This is a genomic window from Bradyrhizobium liaoningense (assembly GCF_018130955.1).
Lineage (GTDB): Bacteria > Pseudomonadota > Alphaproteobacteria > Rhizobiales > Xanthobacteraceae > Bradyrhizobium > Bradyrhizobium liaoningense_C.
Genome location: NZ_JAFCJM010000060.1, coordinates 1 through 19,930, shown reverse-complemented (window position 1 = coordinate 19,930; position 19,930 = coordinate 1). Strand labels below are relative to the sequence as shown.

The window sequence follows — 19,930 nt, the reverse complement described above, 5'->3', positions numbered from 1 at the left end:
CCGGCCTCAATTGCCAAAGGAGTGTGTCGACCTGCCCTGAGCGCAAATTGCGGACCTCGCAAGCTACTTGAGTGGGGAGCATTCGGCCGGCGCGGCGAGGAACAGTTCCTGGTTCAACAATTTGGAAGTTCGTTCGAGCGGGCCCTCAGCGTTGGAATAGACATCTTGCCTGTGAGCGGCGTTGCGATAGGCCCAGATATGGAACCATCGGTTGAGCGGACCGATGTCGGACGTGCCGCAAAACACAAGGGCGGCATGTTTCGCGCGGGCCGGCAACTCGGCGCTCCATTTTTCCTGACACTCGGCTACGCCTCCAGGCGAATATTCGTCGATGCAAAATTCATATAGGCTTCCGTGGCTTGCGGGAGCGAGAGCCGGCGAGAAGCCTGCCGGCTTCAGGATCGTCGCGTGCATTTCCGCCAGGTACGGCCGCAGTGGAGGCGGCCATTTGGGAGGCATCATCATCGCATTCCGGATACGGTCGCGCTCTTCGACGCTCGCGTACGGCCACAGATGAACGATCGAATTGAGGCGGCCGGTCAGGGTGTGCCACAGTCCCGCCAACGGTGACAGCGCGGTTCGGTGCTGCAAGTGCTCGCCAAACAGTGCCTCGACGGCAGGCACCGCGCCGGGTTTCAGGACATAGGTACGCATCTCGACGATCATGCCGCCTCCGCTTCTCCCATGCGTGTCATGGCGCGGTTGCCGGCGCCCGGGCGAGGCCAACGGTTTCGGTCTCCGAGACTGGCTGCGATTTTCTTCTTGCCGGGTATGGATATTCGCCGAGACGAAGGATGATCATCACGCTCAGAAGGTTCAGCGCCACGAAGGAAGCGATCGCGCTTCGATAGGAGCCAACGTAGTCGTGAGCATAGCTCGCCACGGAAATTCCGGTCGCATTCCCCCAAGCGAACAGCAAGAAGATGGTTCCCACGACCTTGCTGTAGACTTCCGGTCTGAAATAGCGGCTCACCATGAATGTGATCATATCGGCCTCCGCCCCCAGACTGAAACCGATGCAGAGAGCGGCGACATAGGCCGCGGGAAGCCAGATCGGGCCAAACAGAATGATGAGCAGTCCCAACGTCGCTATCAACAGGACGGCGGCGCCCACATACGGAGCAAGGACCCTGTCGAGACAAAACCCGACCAGTACGCGACTCGAGATCGACGCGATGCCTGCCACCGACAGCATCCCGACAGCTTGACCGGTCGTGTAGCCAGCATCGGTCATGATCGGAACGATATTGATAAGAATGCCCGCTACGACGACCGAAAGAAGAAAGATCGGCGCCCCTATCAGCCAGAACCGCGGCAGGCGGGTGAATATCTCGAAGTAGGAGGGCACGGCCAACGTCTCACTGGATGGCGCGAGGTCGGCCGCTTCCCGCGATTTCGTTTCTGGAGTTCGGACCATGAAGGCAAGCGCGAACAGGTTTCCGCAAAGCAGGGTCGCGGCGAGGGCCATGAATCCGATCCGCCAGCCGTAGTTCGACAGCAGATAGTTCGTGTAGAGCGGGACGAATGAAGCTCCGATCCCCGTCCCCATGACCATCAGACCGAGCGCCACGCCGCGATATTCGTCGAACCATCTGACGATTGCGACCGAGTACGGCATCGCTGTTGCTGCGGCGCTGGCGGCGCCCATCACACCGAACAGAAGGTAGTAGATCCACGGCGAGTTGGGTACCAGACCCAGGCTGAAGATGCAGATCGCACAGATGACGACGAGAATCGCCGTGGGACGGCGCACGTCCCAGCGCAGCAGAACAGCGCCCAGGGGCGCGAAGCTCAGTCCGGAGAAGATGTGCTGGATGGTAAGCCCGAGCGTTGCGGTCGACCGGGCCCAGCCGAACTCCGCAGCGATGGCCTTGGTGAAGATTCCGAACGAATTGCCGATGACGCCGATGCTCACCGCGCAGGCAAGCGCTCCTCCGGCAACCGTCCACCAGCGATTGATCTTGTTGTTAATCATGACCACTCCCAACGCGCGTGAGCTTTTGCCGGCTCAATTGCATGGTCTTTCCATGCCTTCACTTGCGATCTACACCCGGACGTCGCCTGCCTTGCCTTCAGCGAGGCCGACGACCTCCATCAGGCGGCGGCAGCGACCCGGTGGGTTGGGATGAGCGTCCGCCAATGTCCGCTCTGCGGTAGGGGCGCGTCGATTGCGGATACCAGCCCCACATCCGCATGTACGCCGATCGGATCTTCTCCGCGCTCCATCCGTTCGACGGAGTCGAGCAATCGCTTACGGAAGCGAGCGACCGCGAGGTCCGAACCGATGAGGTGCTCCTTGGTCCGATCCTGGATCGGCCCCATCGAAGTAGAGATGACGAGATCCTCGGTTGCGATGCCGCGAAATCCGGACCAGTTGTGGTCCATGAGATCGCGGCGCTGACGATGGAAGTCGTTGCGAGTGAAGAGGAATTGCTGGGTGCGTTCGCAATAGATTTCGGGGTCGTCGAAGCCCATTTCGACCAGCCGGCTTTCCCGGGTGATCGGCTCGCTGCCGTAGCGAACGGTATAGGTAGCGGTGTGCTCGTCGTCGATTGGTATTTCGAGCGCGAGCGTCGCGTTGTTGCGCCCTTGCAGCGCGCCGCCCGGAATGATTCGTCCCGAGGGCATGATGAACGGAACGATCCGCACATTGTCCATCTGACCGGCATGATTCCTTCTGAACGCGGCGTAGTGGTATCCGAACTCGGTATCCTCGATCTCGAGCACCGGCTCAGTGTCGGCGAACGAGCCGACCTTCTCTTCGGACTTGCCGGTCCACTCAGGACGGGCCCCGTTGGTGTGCAGAATGCTCACGTGAGAGCTGTCCAGGCCGCCCTCGACGGTCTGCACCCAGTTCGCATGCGTATCGACCCGGAACACCACACAGTGGTTATCCGGCAGGTCCATGTACTTATAGCGGACGAAAGGCGGCTGCTTTTCCTTCGGCCCCAGATAAGTCCAGACCATGCCGCCGGCTTCGACGACCGGATATGCGGGGGCTCTCAGCTTGGGCGGCCGCTTGTTCGAGGGGTTGTTCATCACCTCGAGTACCTCGCCGTCCGTCCCGAACTTCCAGCCGTGATAGATGCAGCGGATTCCGCAAGGCCGCGCGCCGCAAACCGTGCTCGCTCACCTGCCCGTCTATCCGTCGCGATTGTCGAAAGCATCCGGCGGTGGGTATTGGCTGACGGCCTTCACCGCGCGCACCCAGCTGATCGAGTTCGTGCTGCGCGAGCCCGCCTATCGCAAGCGCATGATGGCCGAGATCGATCCGGCCTATTGGGTGGCGCCGCGCTTGCGCTCCGGCTTTTCATTCAAGGAGCCGATGCAGGGCGCGCACATCAAGACGATGGGGGTCATCAAGCCCTGGGCGCCGCCGCGCTCCTACGGCCTTGTCGTGCGACTGAACGCAGACGGCAAACCGCTCTACTCGGTGCACAGCCGTGTCGACGGCGTCAATCACGGGATCGTCGCGGCGGTCGAGATAGGCGGCGATCTCGTCTTGATCGCCAAGGGGCCGGGCCGGGTCCTGAAATTGCCGCTGGCCGGTCTCGCCGAGGAGTTTTGCGCATGAGCGATACCGTCCTTTCTCTACGCAAGGCGACAAAGCTCTATGCCGGCGTTCCCGCCATCGAGGGCGTCGACTTCGACCTGCGTCGCGGCGAGATCCATGCGCTGGTCGGCGAGAACGGCGCCGGCAAATCGACCCTGACCAAGGTGATGGCCGGCGTCGTGACGCTGACCTCCGGCGACATGACGATTGACGGCGCCGCCGTCGCGCCGAGGACGCCACTGGAGGCCCGCAACCTCGGCATCGCCATGGTGTTCCAGGAGAACAGCCTGGTGCCGACCATGATGGTAGCGCAAAACCTGTTTCTGGGGCAGGAGAAGTTTTACAACCGCCTGCGCGGCATCTACATCGCCGCACAGCAGTTTTTGCAATCGCTCAATTTCGACGTGGCGCCGACGGCAACCGTCAGTGGCTTGGGCGCCGCCAAGAAGCAGATGGTGGAGATCGCCCGCGCGGTGCTTCACCGCGCAAAAGTCATCATCTTCGACGAGCCGACGGCCTCGCTGACACCGGAGGAGAAAAGATACTTCTTCGATCTCGTCCGCGACCTCAAGAAGCGCGGCGTCTCCATCGTCTTCATTTCGCACGCGCTGGAGGAGGCGCTGCTGCTCGCTGACCGGATCACGGTGTTGCGCGACGGCAAGCATGTCGTTACCGACGACGCCACAAAGTTCGATCGCGGGAGAATCGTGCAGGCGATGGTCGGCCGCGATCTCTCCAACACGCTCTACGGCGTGAAGAAGACCAGCGTGCGCCCGGCCGGCGCGCGCGTGCTGACGGTGCAAAATCTGAAGATGGCGCCGATGGTGAAGAACAATTCGCTGTCGGTCTTTGCCGGCCAGATCACCGGCGTGTTCGGCCTCGTAGGCGCCGGCCGCACCGAGACGTTCAAGATCGTCTCCGGCGTCTTGAAACGCGACTTCTTCCACGGCGGCGAGATTTTGTTGCACGACAAGCCGGTGCGCTACCGCGTGCCCGCGCCGGCGGTGAAGGCCGGCATCGCCTATGTCACCGAGGACCGCAAGGTCGAGGGCTTCTTCGAGACGTCCTCGATCGCCCGCAACATCTATCTCGGCCTGCTCTCGAAATTTCCCAAGGGCCGGATGATGATGTCGCGGCGCGAGACCAATGCCATCGGCAAAACCTGGATCGAGCGGCTCAAGGTCCGTGCCATCGGCGACGAGGCCAAGGTCGTCGAGCTCTCCGGCGGCAACCAGCAGAAGGTCGTGATCGCCAAATCGCTGGTGCAGGAGCCCGAGCTGATCATCTTCGACGAGCCGACGCGCGGCGTCGACGTCGGCGCCATCGTCGAGATCCACGAGTTGATCAACCGCCTCGCCGACGAGGGCAAGGCGGTCGTGGTGATCTCATCCTATCTGCCCGAGATCATGGCCCTCTCCGACCGCATCCTGGTCTCGCGCCAGGGCAAGGTGGTGGAAGAATTCTCCGCGCCGGAGGCGAGCGAGGAGAAGATCATGTACGCGGCGATCCACTAGCGGCCGCGCGCGGACTCGGCGATGTCGCGGTTGAGCCGGTCCTTGTGCGTCACATAGAGACCGTGCGGCGCGCAGTAGCACTGATAAGCTTTTGTTAGAAACCTTATCAGTGCAATAACAGGTCCGTTGCGACTATCTACTAGTCACCCACAATCTGACGTCACGGTAGTTTCTGCCTGACCTGGCTAGAAATCACTCCGCTGCTTCAGCGGCATGGCTTTTGAGCTCCGCAAACTTCGCTGCCATCGTCGGATTGGAGCGAGTCAACTTCTTGATCGTCACGTCCTGCGCCTTGTCGTTCGCGAGGCGCAGGTTTCGATCCGCGCCGATCAGTGCATCTCTGGTCCTCTGCAGATGATCAATGGACTTGTCGATCTCGGTGATTGCGGTCTGGAAATTCCTGGAAGCTAGATCGTAGTTCTTCGAGAACGCAGTCTTAAAGGTCTCCAGCTGGTTTTCAAACTGGGTGATGTCGATGTTCTGCGCCTTCACCAGCGCCAGCTCAGTCTTGTACTTCAGCGAGTTGATCGCGGCATTCCGCAAGAGCGTAATCATCGGCAGGAAGAACTGCGGCCGGATGACATACATTTTCGGATAGCGGTGGAAGACGTCGACAATACCGGCGTTGTAGAGTTCGTTGTCCGGCTCAAGCAAGGAGACCAGGATGGCATACTCACAGCCCTTCTCGGTCCGGTCCCGGTCGAGCTCCTTGAGGAAGTCCTCGTTCTTGCTCTTCGTGGCGGTTTTGTCGCTTTCGTTCTTCATCTCGAACATGATCGAGATGATCTCGGTGCCGGCGTCGTCCGAGTCGCGAAAGATATAGTCGCCCTTGCTGCCGGTCCGCGCGTCATTGTCCTTCTCGAGTACGCTCGCGGAAAGGCCATCGAGCGCACCCGGTTGAACTCGGTCTCACAGTGCTGTTCAAGGGTCTCACCGACCATCTTGGTCGATAGACGGGCTTTCATGTCCTTGAGGCGTTCGATCGCGTCATCACGATCCTTGATCTGGGTTTCGTATTTGTCCTTCAGGGACTGCTCGGAGAGTTGCTTTTCAAGATGAACCTGCTTGATGCCGTTCTTCAGCTCATCGCGCTCTTTCTCGATCACACCGACCGCGTCAGTGACGGCGAGCTTCTTCTCAAGCTCGGCGGCCTGGAGCTTGGCCGTCAGCTCTTGGATTTCCTTTTCCTTTGCAGCAGTGATTTTATGCTGCTCGCTGGCCAGGAGTGCTTCGGCAAGCTCCGAGGCCGCCTTCTTTTCACGCTCGGACTCGACCAGCGCGTTCGCTAGCCTGTCCCGCTCTTTTTCCACGGTGCTGAGCGCTTGGCTAACCGCGAGCTTTTGCGCAACGCCGCTTCCCTCAAGCTTGGACTTCAATTCCAGGATCTCGGCGTCCTTGGCGGCAGCAGTCTTCTGCAGATCACTGGTGACCTGGGCCTTGGTCAATTCCACCGCGCTTTGCTTCTCGCGCTCAGCCAACTCCAACCGCTCATGCAGTTGCTCGGCGAAATCGGCGTCACGAACCTGCTTCAAAATATCCGGCATGAAGGCCGGAGAGCAGGCCTTAGAAGAAAGAGAAGCCGGACCGTTCCACGCATATCGCGCCTGGGGAGCCGGCCTCAGTATCGTGCCAGGGCGGACCAGATTCGCTCAACCTGAGTTCTTCGCACTTTGACCGGATCGCTGCCGCGTCCCACGGCCGAGCATATGTCGGCTGTCAGGGGCAGATCGGGCCTAACTTAACAGGGCCAAACCGTCGCGATTGACCCTTAGCGGCCCTTGATGTTGTCCACTGTCTTGGAAAACCAAAGCTTAACCTTTGGTTGCCTAATTGTATCGATGCAATCAGCGAGGACTGGCATGGAGCATTTGCTGCAAATCGTAGCCGCCGGAGCGCTCCTAGGCGTCTTCTACTTGTACATCGCGCTAGCTTACGTCCTTATGTTTGTGGTCAAGATCTGGCCGGTCGTTCTATTTTTTACATTTCTTCTGACTGTCGCCTTATTCACGAGGCGGAAGAAATCGGGGCATAGTTGAGCAAGCTTGGCCCTTGCCCCAGCACACTTGCGATTTCGCCTTCTGGGCCCATCTGCGAAGTTGCGCCTTGTCTGCCCAAGGTGCGCTAATTGCGCCCGAGCGGACCAGATTTGCTCAACCTGAGGTCTTAGCGATTTTACCTCGAACGGACTTTTGACCGTTCTCATTCCGTGCTGGGGTCGCCGTTTCCATTCACCGGACGGCGCTGGCCTGTTTCCGACCCCAGTAGCCTAGTTTGAATTGCTCGGTGGCTTGTTCTGTTTTTCTGGCGCATAAAGATGCATGCCAGAATCTCATCATCGATCCTGTCAATGCGGCGCTGTTTACAGCCGCACCGAGGCGATGGCCCCTTCGCGGGAAATCGCCAGCTTCGACTGCTCGGTTTGTGGCGCAACCATGGAATCGTGGAACACCGCTTGGGTGCCCAGGTGTCGCTTGATAGCTGGCCCCGTTCGTCTGCCTCACACCAGCAACTAGCGACAGGCTGAAGCATTAGCGAGTGATGGCGGAGTCGTTCGGCAATTCGTTCACCATCGTTGAGGTGACCTCGGACGAGGTGCCCTCGACAAAGCAGTTGTGGCTTGCCTTAGCCAAGCCTAGCCAGGCGTTGACATTAATCCTCGCCGCCGTTCCCGAAGGCTGGACAGCCGAAGTTGTTCCAGCAATCCTTACGGAAAAGCAGCAAAAGATGGTCGAGGAACTAAACCTCGGCCCGGGCGACGTTTATAGGATCGATTCAGAATAAGGCCGCCTCAGTTGGCGGCCTCTTTCATTTTCAGCCCACGGTGACTTCCGCTGCTGGCCGATTTCGTTGAAAAAGGCGGCAGTAATCCGATGTATTGGCGCCAGCTTCGAAGCGGCCCAGCGCTTGGTTCGCCGCTATGCGGGCCTGGGGATTTGCATCGGGATCAGCTTGGCCATCTTACGAAGGTTCTGAGCGGTGGCTGCGAGGGTGAACTCGTCACGCGCGCCGTTCGGACCCCTTAGTCGCAGGCGATCGAGCTTGAGAATGCGCTTGAGGTGCGCGAACAGCATCTCGATCTTCTTCCGGATCCTCGCGGAGCGCGCCGCGCGAGTGGAAGCGGAAGCCGTTGCGGCGAGCGCCAAAGCCGAGGCGGCCACCGCCCAGGCGGACCTCTCCAGCCATGAAGCGCTGATCGCCCATCTGAAACTCCAGATCGAGAAGCTGCGGCGCGAACTTTACGGCAGCCGCTCGGAACGCACGGCGCGGCTTCTCGAACAGATGGAACTGCAACTGGAAGACCTGGAGGCCGCCGCAACCGAGGATGAACTGGCAGCGGAGAAAGCGGCGGCGCGAACGGAGACGGTCAAGTCGTTCGAGCGTAGGCGACCTTCGCGCAAACCCTTTCCCGAGCATCTGCCGCGTGAGCGCGTGGTGATTGCTGCGCCGGAGAATTGTCCCTGCTGCGGCTCGGCGAAGCTGTCGAAGCTCGGCGAGGACGTCACTGAGACGCTGGAGGTCGTTCCCAGGTCCTGGAAGGTGATCCAAACGGTGCGGGAGAGATTCTCCTGCCGGAGCTGCGAGACGATCGCGCAGCCACCGGCGCCGTTCCATGTGACGCCGCGCGGCTTCGCTGGGCCGAACCTTCTGGCCATGATCCTGTTCGAGAAGTTCGGCCAGCACCAGCCGCTGAACCGGCAGAGCGAGCGATACGCCCGCGAGGGGATCGATCTGAGCGTATCGACACTGGCCGACCAGGTGGGGGCGTGCACGACGGTGCTGCAGCCACTCCACGCGCTGCTCGAGGCCCACGTGCTGGCGGCCGAGCGACTGCACGGCGACGACACCACGATCCCGATCCTGGCCAAGGGCAAGACGGTCAAGGGGCATATCTGGACCTATGTCCGCGACGATCGTCCCTTCGGCAGTCGTGCACCGCCGGCGGCGCTCTATTACGCCTCGCGGGACAGACGGCACGAACATCCCGTCTGGCATCTTCGCGACTTCGCCGGCATTCTTCAGGCCGACGCTTATAACGGCTACAACGAGCTTTACGCGCCGTCCCGCTTGCCGGGGCCGATCACGTCGGCGCCGTGTTGGGCGCACGCAAGGCGGCAGTTCTTCGAGTTGGCTGATATTGCCGCCAATGCCCGGCGTGGCAAGAAGGCAACCGCGATCTCGCCTGTCGCGCTGGAGGCCGTCAGGCACATCGATATGCTGTTCGATATCGAGCGCGGCATCAATGGCCTTGTCGCTGACGAGCGGCGGCGCGTCCGCAAGGAGCAGAGCGCGCCTCTTGTGACGGCCCTGGAAGCCTGGCTGCGGGAGGAGCGTACCCGCCTGTCGCGCTCGGCCTCCGTTGTCGAGCCGATCGACTACATGCTCAAGCGTTGGGACCGGTTTGCGCGATTCATCGACGACGGACGGATCTGCCTCACCAACAACGCGGCCGAACGCGCGCTGCGCGGCTTTGCCCTGGGACGCAAATCCTGGCTGTTCGCCGGCTCCGAACGCGGTGCCGACCGTGCCGCTTCCATGGCCACGCTGATTATGACGGCGAAGCTCAACGATATCGATCCGCTGGCCTGGCTTGCCGACGTGCTCGGCCGCATCGCCGCCATCCCGCAGGGGCGGCTCCATGAGCTGCTGCCCTGGGAATGGAAACGCACCGCGTCAAATCCCGCCGCCGCTCAGGCAGCCTAACTATCATGTCGGGGCAAAACGGCATCGACGGGCTGCGCGATCTTCTGGCGTGGAATTGGAGTGTCGCCCCCGAACGAACTGGGATAGCGGCATGATGCGCGTCATCGCAGGCTGGCCGGCTCGACTGCGGTCTCAGCGTCTGCAGTATCGGCGTGGATAGCCTCCCGGATCAGCCGCTCCGTCGTCTGCTCGAAATAGAGCCAGAGGTCCGTGTGCAGGTCAGAAAACTGCCGCCACACCACGGTGTCGAAAAAGCGGCGCGGCGCCCTGACCATGATCGTTGTCGAGCGCTGCCGCGGATATCGGAACGGCCGAATGCCATAACGCCGGCACAAGGCGATGAACAATCGGACCGACCATTGGTCCGGCAAGCTGAACTTCATCTCGACGGCGGGATCGCGGCGGCAGGCCTCCTCGAGCTTGGCCTTCAGCCGCTCTGCTGCGGCTTCGGCGGCATCACGTTCTCCCGCAGTGGTCGCGCCGAAATACAGCGCCTCCACCTTCTTTAGCCGCTCCCGAAGCTGCTCTTCGATCAGCATAACCTCGCTCCTTGATAGAAACGAGGCCATCGCACGAACCGGCCGTCAATCGCGGAAAATACGCCGTCCCCACATCATTACACGGCCGACCTGGAGTTCGAACTAGAGTCTCCCGCGGCCTTGGGCGGATGCTTACGGTCTACCCCCAAGAGCCGTCGCCAAGGTGAGGGTTGAGATCGACGGTAAGGGTCAAAGGCTGCCTTTGCATCTGGAATGACCTTGGTCGGCTAACCTCACGGAAGCAGGCATCGGGGCGCTCCAAGCGAAGGTCAGCTGGGGGCCACATCCGGACGCGCGCATTGCAAGAAGAAGCCTATACGGTTCTCACCGGTGCGGTGAGCGCCAGCGCCGCCACGGCATTCGCTATTCCCGGCGCATCTAGCCGAAAGCAAGCAACCGTGGTCGGCGCGTGCGTGATCCGCGCTTGCGTCCATCCTTTGCCGCAGCGGGTACGGCTTGCAGTTATCGTCCCGGCAGAGCCGTGACCTCTCGGGGCGGCTTGATGCGCCAGAACGGATATTCCGCCAATTCTTTCGAATGCTGCCCGAACATATCGATCCGTCTGCTTGTAAACTCCGTAATGATGCCGAAAAATTCAGTTGGTGATCTGATCGTCGCAAGTCTCAGGCCGAATTCAAAAGCAAATTGCACGTTGGCCCGGGCTATCTCAAGAAGCTTCGCTTGATACGCCTGCATGTTTGCCGTCGCTAGAGCAAAGCCTTTCGTTGGATCGCTATCCTTCATTCTCTGACTGAGGTCATCTGCTGGTGCATCCACCCGAGGCTCAGTGATAGGAACCTCGTGTTTAGGATCATCATGAAGCTTAAGAGGCGGTTCAATCGAAACTGCCGCAACAGAGCGAAGAAAATTCTCTTTCGGGCTTCTAACAATGGCCTGCTTGTTCCGTTGAGTCCGCGCGGCCATTTTCGGATTGCGGGCGCGCTTTGGCGCGGTTGCCGGTTTGCGTTTGCTCATCTGACGCTCCAAGAAAATGGGGGTGCGACCACAACGGTCATTTCTGAAAGGACAACAGGCTTTGTGATGTGACGTTCCAAACCCGCGCATTGTTGGAGTCCCGCATGAACTGAGATCAATCGCACGTTCTGCGATGTCGACGATGATTTTAGGTAGCAACTCCAACCAACAGACGTCTAGCTGGCGATCTTACAGACCTATGCTCAACGGCGTCAGTCTGAGAACAATCAGCCCTCCGCTCGTTGTGCTCTCCAAGGACCGCCATAAGTTGCAGCGACTACGCAAGCGTTCATGCCTTGATTTCGCGTGACTTCCTCGAAGCGAACCTTCGGGGGCGGCATCGGCTGCTGCCATTGATAGGCCGTATCGCTGGAGCAAATTGAATGCTCTGGTCACTAGCAGTTTGTGGTGGAGGCTTTGCGAGAGGAAGGGTGCGACGTCATCCATGTGGCTGACGGCGAAGCGGCGTTGTGGACGCTCAAAAGTTCTCTCGCAAAAATCTGCGGCTCCTTTCGAGTTGAAAGCCCGAAACGTGACTTCATCCCGCACGCACATGGCGCGCGCCGCGCTGGCGGATAGAGGCCGGCTTCGGCGACGCCAAGCTGATCCGGAAGCTCGGCGACGCGCTCGAGGACAACCTGAGCGCCCTGTGAGGCCGGACTACCCACCGAGCGAATGCTCGAGGAAGAAGCGCAGCATTTCCCTCGTCGCATCCGGCCCTTGCGGATCAGTGTAGGACCCGACGGGGCTGCCGCCTGACCACGCGTGTCCGGCGCCATCGATGTTCCAGTGTTCGGAGATCGCCCGACCGGCTCCGTCGATCAGGACGGTGCGAATATAGGCATGGCCGTGGGGTACGCGTCCGCGAAATACCTTCGTCGTCGGCCTCGTTGCCCTGGCGGACTGCTCGATAATCTGATCGCCATTCTTTGGATGCACCGTAGTGTCGCGATCGCCATGAAAAACGATAGTCGGCGCAGAAGTTTTGCCATCCGCAATTGTCGTGGAGCCGCCTCCCTGCCGCATGGCGACGAACGCGGAGGGAAGATCGCTCGCGGCCCCGCACGCGAGGCCTGAATGAATACCAACGGCCGCATACAGATCGCTGTACGTTGCGCCCATGATTGCGGCGGCGGCCCCGCCCGCCGACAGACCCGCGACGTATACGCGCTTCGGATCGATCGCATAGTCGCGCATGATCTGGCGGGTAATGCCGGCGATCATCGAGGGCTCGCCCCCGCCGCGGCGCTGGTCGCCGGTGCGAAACCAGTTCCAGCACTTCGACCGGTTGGCTCCGCTCGGCTGCTCAGGATAGACCACAAAGCAATTCTGCTCTTCCGCCAGGAAGTTCATCCGAGTGCCGGCAGCGAAATCGTCCGGCGACTGGGTGCAGCCATGAAGCATGACGATCAGAGGAAGCCGTTGTCCCTGACAGCGGCTTGGGATGAACAGCTTGTAGGTCCGGCTTCCCGCGGCGTTACTGAAGGTACCGGTGATAAACCGCGTGCCCTCAGGCACGATGTCCGATTGGGACAGAGGAGCGCGCGTGATCGGACTTCGCAGGCCGAGCCGGGAAAAATCTCGCATGCCGTCGAGCGGTAAGGAGCGTCTGCGTCCCTGAGCAGAGCGGGCCGGCGAGATCTGCGGAGCTTCCCGCTCCTCGACGACGTCGGCCGTGGCGTCGATGGTAGGCGGATCGAGCCGCGGGAGCCGACCCTGAGCGGCGCCGCGAAACTCCGGTCTTGGAGCGCTACCACCCTGTAGCATGCGCTGCAGGAGCGCGGTGGCCTCGACCAGTTGGCCGGCACGCGTGAGACGGGTTGCTTCGCGGACTATGTCTTGATTCAGCATCGTTCACCTCGTTCTGTCGGCGAGAGCGGCCTTGACCGCGGGAGTGGCATGGAGTGCCCCCAGCACCGAGATCGACGCGATTGTGGCGCGAGCCAACTCGGGAGTGACGTCCTGGGCGATGGTGGCTAAACCCAAAACATTGATCTGCAGCATTTCGCCGGCGCGCCGCGCCGCTTCGAGATCCTCGCGAGTGTAGTTGCGCAGCCCGAGGTCCAGGTTCTTCCGGACCGTGGATTGTCTGACGACCTCCGCGTGGCGCTCGAGCTGGTTCCGGATTGCTGTCCGGATGAAATCGGTCCGGTTCGAATAGAACCCTTCCTGCACCATGAGATCGACATGACCGAGGTCGACATAGCCAAGGTTGATCGTGATCTTCTCGGTGTCGGGGATCTTGGGTCGCAGCTCGCGCACATTATCGGCCATAACTAACATCCATCCTTGCCATCCTCTTGGATGGTCCTCGGATGGTATATAGATGCTCCCCGGCGCCTTTCAAGGGATTGAGTGGATAGACCCGCGCCCACGGAGCTCCTGACGTCGCGCATGCGGGGAAGGACAACGACCTCTGCCGCGACCGAAGCTCGGGAGAGGGACACCCGCCGGTGAATTTGGCTGAAGCCCAACCCTGCCTACGGGCGGAGAATGGGAGCGTCGCCCGTTCCGACGAAGGGCTATGGCTTCATCCAGCCGGACGAGGGCGGCCCCGACGTCTTTGTGCACATCAGTGCGGTCAAGAAGGCTGCGAGTCGAGAGCGGGGCGCCTAGGTAAAATGTCCGCGGAAAATCTGCGCGTCAGCTGACAACCGGCACGTGGATGTCCCTTGCGAAAATCTAGGTTGGCAGGTCCCGAATGAATGTGGGCGCCCAATGGGCCACCCCCCAAAAACAAAAGCAAGCCGCTAAGGCGGAACAACACTTTGGCCTCGAAATTAAGCCCCCATGGGAGCTGTAAAGGACATCCGCAAGCAGGCTGAGGTGGCCGAAAAGGCAGCCGCACGCACTGCTGACACCTTTGTGGCAAACCAGATGAAGACCTTGGCCGAGGCATTCCGGGCCCAGGCCGATACCATGAAAAAGAACAAAAAGAAGAAGAAGAAATGAGTTTCACCATCAAAGGCATGTGCAAGCACGGCGAGCTGGCGCACCGGAGGAAGACCGCCGAAGCGGCCCTTACGAAGGCCAGGGAGCTTGCCAAGATAGGCTGCTACGACGTCCATATCATTACCCCGGAAGGCCGGGACTACGCCTCGTCCGAGTTCGGAGACCTTCCACGATCGGGCGTCGCATGGCGGCCTATTCAAAAAACCAACACCCACCCGTGAGCTGGGCCTCGACAATTTCGGGACGACCTGGCCGTCACCACCCCTCGTCCTTAAGGCTCGAACCTGGGACCCGCTGATTAAGAGTCAGAGATTTTCGAAATCATTTCAGTTGCTTAACTGTAAATCCCGTGGTTTCGACGCCTGTTGAAACCAATAGGTTATGGGCAGATTGTAAATCACAATTACTGCTAATTTCGGTTCTCCTAGGCGTTCAGTCGGTCCAGTCCATCATGGGGAAGTTTGAGCTAACCGCAGCCAAGAAGATCGAGGCTGATCAAGAGTGGTCCGCTTTGCGCCAAGACCTGCCAAGGCCGTTTCTGCGACGCGGGCGATCACTCATCTGGCTGAGTTCAGAGCATGTTGACGTCAGTGCGCCTTGCCGAGCACGAAAGTGAAGGGGACAATGAAGAGATCATCGCCTCGGTCGTCACTGACATGCAGAACCCAGTCACGCCAATCATCGAAGCGGCGTTCCCAGGTGAAGGATTCCACGACGCGCGTCGCATGATCCCGCGCCTCAGCGAGATCGTCCACTACGGCGCCGCAATAGTCGACGAAAACTTTCTTGGTGTTGGAGCAATGGAAATGGACCTGGGGCATTTTCGGCCTCCTTCAGTGGGACGACTTGCCTAGCTGCATCTTCGGCTCCTGGGACCTGCAAGCCGCGAGAACGACGCACCTTCCTTCGCTTCAACACAACATGAGTGCGCCGGCGGCACGTTGCTCGGATTCAGTCAATGGGAAGGTGAGAAGGAAGGAAGACCCTTCGGCGGCGCAAGACGCATGAACGAAACCACCCAAGCTGCCGGCCAACTCGTCGACAATCGTTAGCCCGCGACCGCGCACACTGAGATCAGATGCCGAGCCATTGTCAGAGACCGCGCACCTTACGACGTTACCTGCGAGCAGCAACTTCACTTTCACTTCCGGCTGTCTATCGTCGAATCGAGCATGTCATGCCACATTGGTGAGCAGCTCGGATACGATCAACCCAAGCTTCCAGCAGCGTTCGCCCTCAAGCCGCAAATCTTCCGCCGAACACAAGAGACGTATACTCAGCCGGTCCAGTCGGTATTTCGTGATGGAGAAGCAAAGATGCTGGAGGTACCTTGCGGCGTCGGTCAGGTGCCCAGGATCCGGCATGCGTAGTGCCTTGTGAACATCAGCGTAATCATGGAGGAGGTCTACCACATCGAGGAGCGCCGCCTTGACTGCCATGTCATCCGACGCCACCGCTTTGGCTGAAATCGTGCAGATAGTGCTAGTGAGCTCGTTATTTACTCTGTGGTTCAACTCACGAAGAAGCAACGATCCATCGGGATTCGGTAACGGTGCAATGTGCTTTGTCATTTCGGGCTCCAACGATCTTTCTCTCTGGCACGTGCCGCAGGACCAAGCAGGGAGCACCTATGGCTCCACGCCGCGGCGCTCCAATTCGGTCTTTAACGCGTCAAAGAGGATCTCGGTTGGCACCATTGCAAGGCTCGTCCAGAAGATGATCGCGGCGCGTGAGGCGATTAGGTAATAGGTCATGCGGAGGCTCCTCCTAATGCGAGATTCCGGTTAGTCGAGAGATTGGAACGTGACACCGAGGTCAGCAGAACCTTGCTTCCTCTTGATGCTGCTTGGAATGCCAGAGGCAGCTTTGATTATCTTGTCCATTGCTGATCCATTTAGACGGTTGGTTTGGTTGAGATTGGTCGAGAGCAGTAGTCGTCGCCGAAACTTTGAGTTATTCGCGCGGGTTATGACTGGACAGGCTTGCGCCAGGAGCCGCTTACAGAGGCGCGTCAGGCGTCAGCGATCAATGAGGCGATGTCCTCGAGCGGACGCCGGCTGAAGTCCTTCGCGAACTCGCCCATGATCTTGCCTCTCAGGTCGCGGTGGAAATGCTTGCGCATCTCCCCCAGGGTCCTGGGGTCGGATACGACGACCAGGTGTTTTATGGTCCCGTCCAGGCTGAGCTTGTTAAGGAACGAAGCCGTAGCTGCCGCGAAGTCGTCCTCGTCGAGCCGCCTGCCATCAGGGTTGGCAGAGCTGGTGTGATGGCGCGCACCCGAGCCTGAGTGGGCGGGCGGAGGCGGAGCCGCCGTGATCTCGACCAGATGCACCCCAGGTTTCACACCCGTATTGCGGAACAGACGGACTGTCTCGCCATCAGCGACTGCTACTGTCGTACCCGTAGGTAGAATCATCGAAAGATCTCCTGTTCACGATCCTGCATAAGCGCCCGGCGGGCTATGATACTTGCATGCTGGCGCCCTGCGGCGCCTCTTCGATAAGCTCCTGACGCGAAGGTCCCCAGAGCAGGGCAGTCCCAACGACGGCCGAGACAATCGATGCAGCGAATACGGCGATCTTGGCGGCCGACAAGTCGGAAGCGCTTGGAAACGCCTGCCCGGCGATAAAGAGCGACATCGTAGAGCCGATACCAGCGAGGGCTCCCGCCCCGGCCAACTGCCGCCACGTGTACTCTGCCGGCTTGACGGCTATGCCTGCGCGCACGGCCGCAGCAGCCATGAGGAAGACGCCGAGCGGCTTTCCTATGGCGAGGCCAGCAACGATCGCGGCCATGAGCCAGCCATGCCCAACAAAGACGCCCGGATTGATCGCCACCCCCGCATTCGCCAGTGCGAAGATCGGGAGGACAGCGTAGCTCGATCGCGCGCCGGCGTGCCGCAGCAGCCGGTCGGCCGGCGATTCAAGTCTGTCGAAGATTGCATCGAGCGCGTGCAGCGCCGGGGTGGAGGGGCCGTGCCTGAGAACCTCACCCTCGTGCCGGGCCTCGGAGGCGATGATGGTGCTGGCCTGCGTCATCAGGGCAGCCAGGTTGGCGGGCGGGCGCGTGGGAACGAACAGCGCCAGTACCACGCCGGCCAGCGTCGCGTGGAGACCGCCCGCGTAGACGAATGTCCACAACGCGATGCCCAACAGGATGTAAGGCGAGAGAAGGTAGACTCTCGACCGGCTCAGCAGCGCCAGCGCGACGACGACCGCCGCGGCGGCGGCCAGGTATGCCGGATGCATATCGCCGGAGTAGAACACAGCGACGACGACGATCGCACCGATGTCGTCGACGATGGCCGCCGCGGTGAGGAAGATGCGCAGCTCGACGGGAACGCGGGCGCCCATCACGGCGATCAAGGCAATCGCGAACGCAGTATCGGTCGCCATCGGAACGCCCCACCCGTGCGACCACGGCCCCGCAGGGATGACCAGCGCGTACAGAAGCGCCGGCACGACCATGCCGCCGAGCGCGGCGGCGATCGGAAGCGCTGCGGAGCGGCGGCTTGCGAGATGACCAACTGTCATCTCGCGCTTCACTTCCAATCCCACGACGAGGAAGAACACCGTCAGCAGGCCGTCGTTGACCCAATGGAGGATGGACATCTGAAAGGCTGCGTCACCCAAGCTCACGCCGACCTCCTGGCGCCAGAGCGCCTCGAGCGACGGCCCGATCGGCGAGTTCGTCAAGACCATCGCCGCCACGGTCGCGAGGACCAGCAAAATGCCGGCGGACGGGCCCCAGCTCGCGAAATCCAGGGTTGCCGTACGGACGCGGTGGCCGAGAGCTGGTCCGAACCGCCGGGCGCTATCCATTCGACCAGCCGCAACGCCAGCAAGACCGAGTCGGCAAAGCTGCTCGCTGTCTTCGTCCTCGATACCAATGACGGCCCTCTGACCGCGCCCATCAAATAAACCTTCAGACGCATTGAGATGAACGAAGGGCCGTCTGGCGTAGAGGATCGTGCCGTAGCGCGGCGTGGCGGGGGAGCGAATCGAACCCCCGACCCGAACAAGCCGTTTCTGGTTCTGCAGCAGCGGCGACGGACAGAACAGATTGTCCGTTTTGCTCGCCCCAACATCCTATTCTACGACGAGCACGTCATCGACCTGTACCATCGGATCTGCGCCGCTGTATCGAATGGGGGTGACGGTCAAGGAGATCAAACTCCATCGCGTAGCGCACCAATCAGCGGAAATCACGGAACAGATTGCGCTTGATTGAGTCCGCCATTGGCTGAATGGAGCCCACGGCCCTCCTGCGTGAACCGGCGGGACGTCCAAACGATTGCCCGCGGCCCGTGGCATTCATCGGTGATGAGAACGCCCCCATCACAGCGCTCCCGCCTAATTGAAATGGAAGGAGCAGCGCCATGTCGCGGCGACGTCGATTCAAGCAGAGCCAGTCTCTAGAAGAACGTCTCGGTCAGGAAGCAATACGGCTGCGAGAACAGGCTAAGAACCTTCCGCAAAGCATGAAACGCGAGCACCTATTACGCAAGGCACGGCAGTGTGAGACTGGCTCGCATATTAGCGAGTGGCTGAGATCACCCGGGCTTCAATCACCGAAGTAGGAACAGATTCTCACCTTCCATCTTTCCGTATTGAATGAGGGAAGGTGCGAATGCCTCGCTATTATTTCGACCTCCTCGACGGCGACGCGCTCGCCATCGATGAAGAGGTTTAGAACTCAAAGACCTTCGAGCGGTGCAGGCCGAGGCCGCCAAATCGCTTGCAGACATGGCCCGTGACGCCGTGCACACTTATCCCCCTACGGCAGGCAGTCACCGCATGGCGATCGAGGTTCGGGACGAGACCGGGCCCGTCATGCAGGTCAAGTTCACCTTCGAGATCGAGAAGCGGAAGCGGTGAGGCCGCCTCAGCTGGCGATTAGGAACGACTCCTCGAGGGAGACATTGAGCAATCGGTCTGTGGCGCGATACCCGACGCTTCGTCCAGTTTCGCACCATCCACCCGGAACGGCCTGTCGTCGGACGCGCGTCTGACGGTGGGCCGGTTCTCGTTTAAGGCCCCCCTGCCGCCGGAAGAAGAATGAAAGAGGCTGTCAACCTAGGCGACCTTACTCATCGGCCGCGCTCGTCACGATTGTGCTGATTCAGCGTCGACGCCGGTTCGCCGAAACGGAGGACGCGGAGCAGGTCTGCAAGGCGTGGGCAGATGCGAGCGAACATCCCGATCATAAGGCCGCGTCCTGTCCGCTGCCGAGAACTACAGCGCGCAATTGCCGAAACCAAATCCGTTTGACAAGCAACTGTGACTGAAACCGGCCGCTGAGCGGCTTAAGCTAGCCCAGGATGCCGATCGCAGACGGAGACCGCCTTTTGACGCACCTATCGCGTGACATTTGGTATTTTGTGGCGGCCATTTTCTGGACCGCTGTTGTAGTTGGCTGGCTGATCCTTGTCATGGTCGCAGCGTAAGGGCTCGCCAGCGTGAACCGGCGGGCGTATGTGAGGTGCCGGATCAAGCCTGACTGAATCTGGCTTAGTGCTTCGGCTCGAAACGAGCGATCCGCCGCGGTCCTTCCCAAAGCTCTACCGGGTGAACATCGACAAGCTGTTCGGCCATTAACTTGGCGTTCTCCTCGGTAGCGCAACCTGGCTTTGTACCGGCAATGGTGGTCGCGGAAGCAGGGTCGTCGCCTTGTCCCATCGTGCCGGCGAGCAGCGG

General features: G+C 60.5%; 19 protein-coding genes and 5 pseudogenes. 9 read left to right on the top strand and 15 right to left on the bottom strand.

The window, feature by feature from the left end; all coding sequences use genetic code 11:
* Positions 1–63 precede the first annotated feature (63 nt).
* The 3 genes from JQ632_RS31715 to JQ632_RS31705 form a co-directional block, all read right to left on the bottom strand.
* Entirely contained in the window at positions 64–666 is a 603-nt protein-coding gene (locus JQ632_RS31715; RefSeq protein WP_212406586.1) for an NIPSNAP family protein, read from the bottom strand.
* A gap of 25 nt (positions 667–691) precedes the next feature.
* Positions 692–1,975 carry an MFS transporter gene (locus JQ632_RS31710; RefSeq protein ID WP_212406585.1) on the bottom strand — a complete coding sequence of 428 codons (1,284 nt, stop codon included), beginning with the start codon at positions 1,973–1,975 and terminating at the stop codon, positions 692–694.
* 119 nt (positions 1,976–2,094) lie between these two features.
* Complete coding sequence (locus tag JQ632_RS31705; protein ID WP_249152686.1) at positions 2,095–3,039, bottom strand: hypothetical protein; 945 nt, start codon at positions 3,037–3,039, stop codon at positions 2,095–2,097.
* A 64-nt stretch (positions 3,040–3,103) separates the two neighbouring features.
* Here JQ632_RS31705 and JQ632_RS31700 point away from each other — a divergent pair.
* Positions 3,104–3,574: pseudogene (locus JQ632_RS31700) on the top strand (hypothetical protein); the annotation flags it as partial.
* Positions 3,571–5,067, top strand: coding sequence for a sugar ABC transporter ATP-binding protein (locus JQ632_RS31695; protein ID WP_212406583.1), 1,497 nt, complete (start codon positions 3,571–3,573; stop codon positions 5,065–5,067). The pseudogene JQ632_RS31700 and the gene JQ632_RS31695, both read left to right, overlap by 4 nt.
* A 192-nt stretch (positions 5,068–5,259) precedes the next feature.
* Here JQ632_RS31695 and JQ632_RS40350 read toward each other — a convergent pair.
* A pseudogene (locus JQ632_RS40350) lies at positions 5,260–6,611 on the bottom strand (DUF2130 domain-containing protein).
* 994 nt (positions 6,612–7,605) lie between these two features.
* Here JQ632_RS40350 and JQ632_RS31685 point away from each other — a divergent pair.
* Complete coding sequence (locus JQ632_RS31685; RefSeq protein ID WP_212406582.1) at positions 7,606–7,848, top strand: hypothetical protein; 243 nt, start codon at positions 7,606–7,608, stop codon at positions 7,846–7,848.
* Positions 7,849–7,982: 134 nt separating this feature from the next.
* Here the strand turns inward: JQ632_RS31685 and JQ632_RS31680 are convergent.
* Positions 7,983–8,165, bottom strand: a pseudogene (locus JQ632_RS31680) (transposase); the annotation flags it as partial.
* Here JQ632_RS31680 and tnpC point away from each other — a divergent pair.
* Positions 8,137–9,768, top strand: a complete 1,632-nt coding sequence (gene tnpC / locus JQ632_RS31675; protein ID WP_312015681.1) for an IS66 family transposase — start codon at positions 8,137–8,139, stop codon at positions 9,766–9,768. The pseudogene JQ632_RS31680 and the gene tnpC overlap by 29 nt on opposite strands.
* Before the next feature lie 101 nt (positions 9,769–9,869).
* Here the strand turns inward: tnpC and JQ632_RS31670 are convergent, their stop codons facing one another.
* The 4 genes from JQ632_RS31670 to JQ632_RS31655 all read right to left on the bottom strand — a co-directional run bounded on the left by JQ632_RS31670 (position 9,870) and on the right by JQ632_RS31655 (position 13,556).
* Positions 9,870–10,307, bottom strand: coding sequence for a hypothetical protein (locus tag JQ632_RS31670; RefSeq protein WP_161855475.1), 438 nt, complete (start codon positions 10,305–10,307; stop codon positions 9,870–9,872).
* A 462-nt stretch (positions 10,308–10,769) separates the two neighbouring features.
* Positions 10,770–11,282 carry a phasin family protein gene (locus tag JQ632_RS31665; RefSeq protein WP_212406580.1) on the bottom strand — a complete coding sequence of 171 codons (513 nt, stop codon included), beginning with the start codon at positions 11,280–11,282 and terminating at the stop codon, positions 10,770–10,772.
* Between the two features lie 660 nt (positions 11,283–11,942).
* On the bottom strand, positions 11,943–13,133 hold the full coding sequence (locus tag JQ632_RS31660) for a PHB depolymerase family esterase (RefSeq protein WP_212406579.1): 1,191 nt from the start codon (positions 13,131–13,133) through the stop codon (positions 11,943–11,945).
* A 3-nt stretch (positions 13,134–13,136) separates the two neighbouring features.
* The gene (locus JQ632_RS31655) at positions 13,137–13,556 is read right to left on the bottom strand and encodes a CopG family transcriptional regulator (protein ID WP_212406578.1); all 420 of its coding nucleotides are present in this window, start codon (positions 13,554–13,556) and stop codon (positions 13,137–13,139) included.
* Positions 13,557–13,775: 219 nt separating this feature from the next.
* Here JQ632_RS31655 and JQ632_RS31650 point away from each other — a divergent pair.
* From JQ632_RS31650 to JQ632_RS31640, 3 genes and pseudogenes are all read left to right on the top strand, one after another.
* Positions 13,776–13,883, top strand: a pseudogene (locus tag JQ632_RS31650) (cold shock domain-containing protein); the annotation flags it as partial.
* A 189-nt stretch (positions 13,884–14,072) separates the two neighbouring features.
* Positions 14,073–14,234, top strand: coding sequence for a hypothetical protein (locus JQ632_RS31645; RefSeq protein ID WP_212406576.1), 162 nt, complete (start codon positions 14,073–14,075; stop codon positions 14,232–14,234).
* Positions 14,231–14,455: a hypothetical protein gene (locus tag JQ632_RS31640; protein WP_212406575.1), complete on the top strand. Its 225-nt coding sequence runs from the start codon at positions 14,231–14,233 to the stop codon at positions 14,453–14,455. The genes JQ632_RS31645 and JQ632_RS31640 overlap by 4 nt, the downstream gene beginning before the upstream one ends.
* Positions 14,456–14,821: 366 nt before the next feature.
* Here JQ632_RS31640 and JQ632_RS31635 read toward each other — a convergent pair whose 3' ends face one another.
* The 5 genes from JQ632_RS31635 to nhaA all read right to left on the bottom strand — a co-directional run bounded on the left by JQ632_RS31635 (position 14,822) and on the right by nhaA (position 17,929).
* The gene (locus JQ632_RS31635) at positions 14,822–15,055 is read right to left on the bottom strand and encodes a DUF6894 family protein (protein ID WP_212406574.1); all 234 of its coding nucleotides are present in this window, start codon (positions 15,053–15,055) and stop codon (positions 14,822–14,824) included.
* A gap of 354 nt (positions 15,056–15,409) precedes the next feature.
* Positions 15,410–15,805, bottom strand: a complete 396-nt coding sequence (locus JQ632_RS31630; RefSeq protein ID WP_212406573.1) for a sensor histidine kinase — start codon at positions 15,803–15,805, stop codon at positions 15,410–15,412.
* Positions 15,806–15,862: 57 nt separating this feature from the next.
* Positions 15,863–15,988, bottom strand: coding sequence for a hypothetical protein (locus JQ632_RS40115; protein WP_258769898.1), 126 nt, complete (start codon positions 15,986–15,988; stop codon positions 15,863–15,865).
* 257 nt (positions 15,989–16,245) lie between these two features.
* Positions 16,246–16,650, bottom strand: a complete 405-nt coding sequence (locus tag JQ632_RS31625; protein ID WP_212406572.1) for a host attachment protein — start codon at positions 16,648–16,650, stop codon at positions 16,246–16,248.
* Positions 16,651–16,693: 43 nt separating this feature from the next.
* A complete protein-coding gene (gene nhaA / locus JQ632_RS31620) occupies positions 16,694–17,929 on the bottom strand; it encodes a Na+/H+ antiporter NhaA (RefSeq protein ID WP_249152680.1) in 1,236 nt (411 codons plus the stop codon).
* Positions 17,930–18,022: 93 nt separating this feature from the next.
* On the opposite strand from nhaA, the pseudogene JQ632_RS39755 reads away from it, so the two are divergent.
* A pseudogene (locus tag JQ632_RS39755) lies at positions 18,023–18,154 on the top strand (cupin domain-containing protein); the annotation flags it as partial.
* A gap of 792 nt (positions 18,155–18,946) precedes the next feature.
* Positions 18,947–19,111 carry a DUF6894 family protein gene (locus JQ632_RS31615; RefSeq protein ID WP_409363521.1) on the top strand — a complete coding sequence of 55 codons (165 nt, stop codon included), beginning with the start codon at positions 18,947–18,949 and terminating at the stop codon, positions 19,109–19,111.
* Between the two features lie 633 nt (positions 19,112–19,744).
* Here the strand turns inward: JQ632_RS31615 and JQ632_RS31610 are convergent.
* Positions 19,745–19,930 (bottom strand): hypothetical protein (locus tag JQ632_RS31610; protein ID WP_409363520.1); only part of this gene is annotated, 186 nt, incomplete at its 5' end.

Coding starts and splice junctions, on each gene's coding strand:
- JQ632_RS31715 (WP_212406586.1), bottom strand. CDS start 666: ATGATCGTCGAGATGCGTACCTATGTCCTGAAACCCGGCGCGGTGCCT.
- JQ632_RS31710 (WP_212406585.1), bottom strand. CDS start 1,975: ATGATTAACAACAAGATCAATCGCTGGTGGACGGTTGCCGGAGGAGCG.
- JQ632_RS31705 (WP_249152686.1), bottom strand. CDS start 3,039: ATGAACAACCCCTCGAACAAGCGGCCGCCCAAGCTGAGAGCCCCCGCA.
- JQ632_RS31695 (WP_212406583.1), top strand. CDS start 3,571: ATGAGCGATACCGTCCTTTCTCTACGCAAGGCGACAAAGCTCTATGCC.
- JQ632_RS31685 (WP_212406582.1), top strand. CDS start 7,606: ATGGCGGAGTCGTTCGGCAATTCGTTCACCATCGTTGAGGTGACCTCG.
- JQ632_RS31670 (WP_161855475.1), bottom strand. CDS start 10,307: ATGCTGATCGAAGAGCAGCTTCGGGAGCGGCTAAAGAAGGTGGAGGCG.
- JQ632_RS31665 (WP_212406580.1), bottom strand. CDS start 11,282: ATGAGCAAACGCAAACCGGCAACCGCGCCAAAGCGCGCCCGCAATCCG.
- JQ632_RS31660 (WP_212406579.1), bottom strand. CDS start 13,133: ATGCTGAATCAAGACATAGTCCGCGAAGCAACCCGTCTCACGCGTGCC.
- JQ632_RS31655 (WP_212406578.1), bottom strand. CDS start 13,556: ATGGCCGATAATGTGCGCGAGCTGCGACCCAAGATCCCCGACACCGAG.
- JQ632_RS31645 (WP_212406576.1), top strand. CDS start 14,073: ATGGGAGCTGTAAAGGACATCCGCAAGCAGGCTGAGGTGGCCGAAAAG.
- JQ632_RS31640 (WP_212406575.1), top strand. CDS start 14,231: ATGAGTTTCACCATCAAAGGCATGTGCAAGCACGGCGAGCTGGCGCAC.
- JQ632_RS31635 (WP_212406574.1), bottom strand. CDS start 15,055: ATGCCCCAGGTCCATTTCCATTGCTCCAACACCAAGAAAGTTTTCGTC.
- JQ632_RS31630 (WP_212406573.1), bottom strand. CDS start 15,805: ATGACAAAGCACATTGCACCGTTACCGAATCCCGATGGATCGTTGCTT.
- JQ632_RS40115 (WP_258769898.1), bottom strand. CDS start 15,988: ATGACCTATTACCTAATCGCCTCACGCGCCGCGATCATCTTCTGGACG.
- JQ632_RS31625 (WP_212406572.1), bottom strand. CDS start 16,650: ATGATTCTACCTACGGGTACGACAGTAGCAGTCGCTGATGGCGAGACA.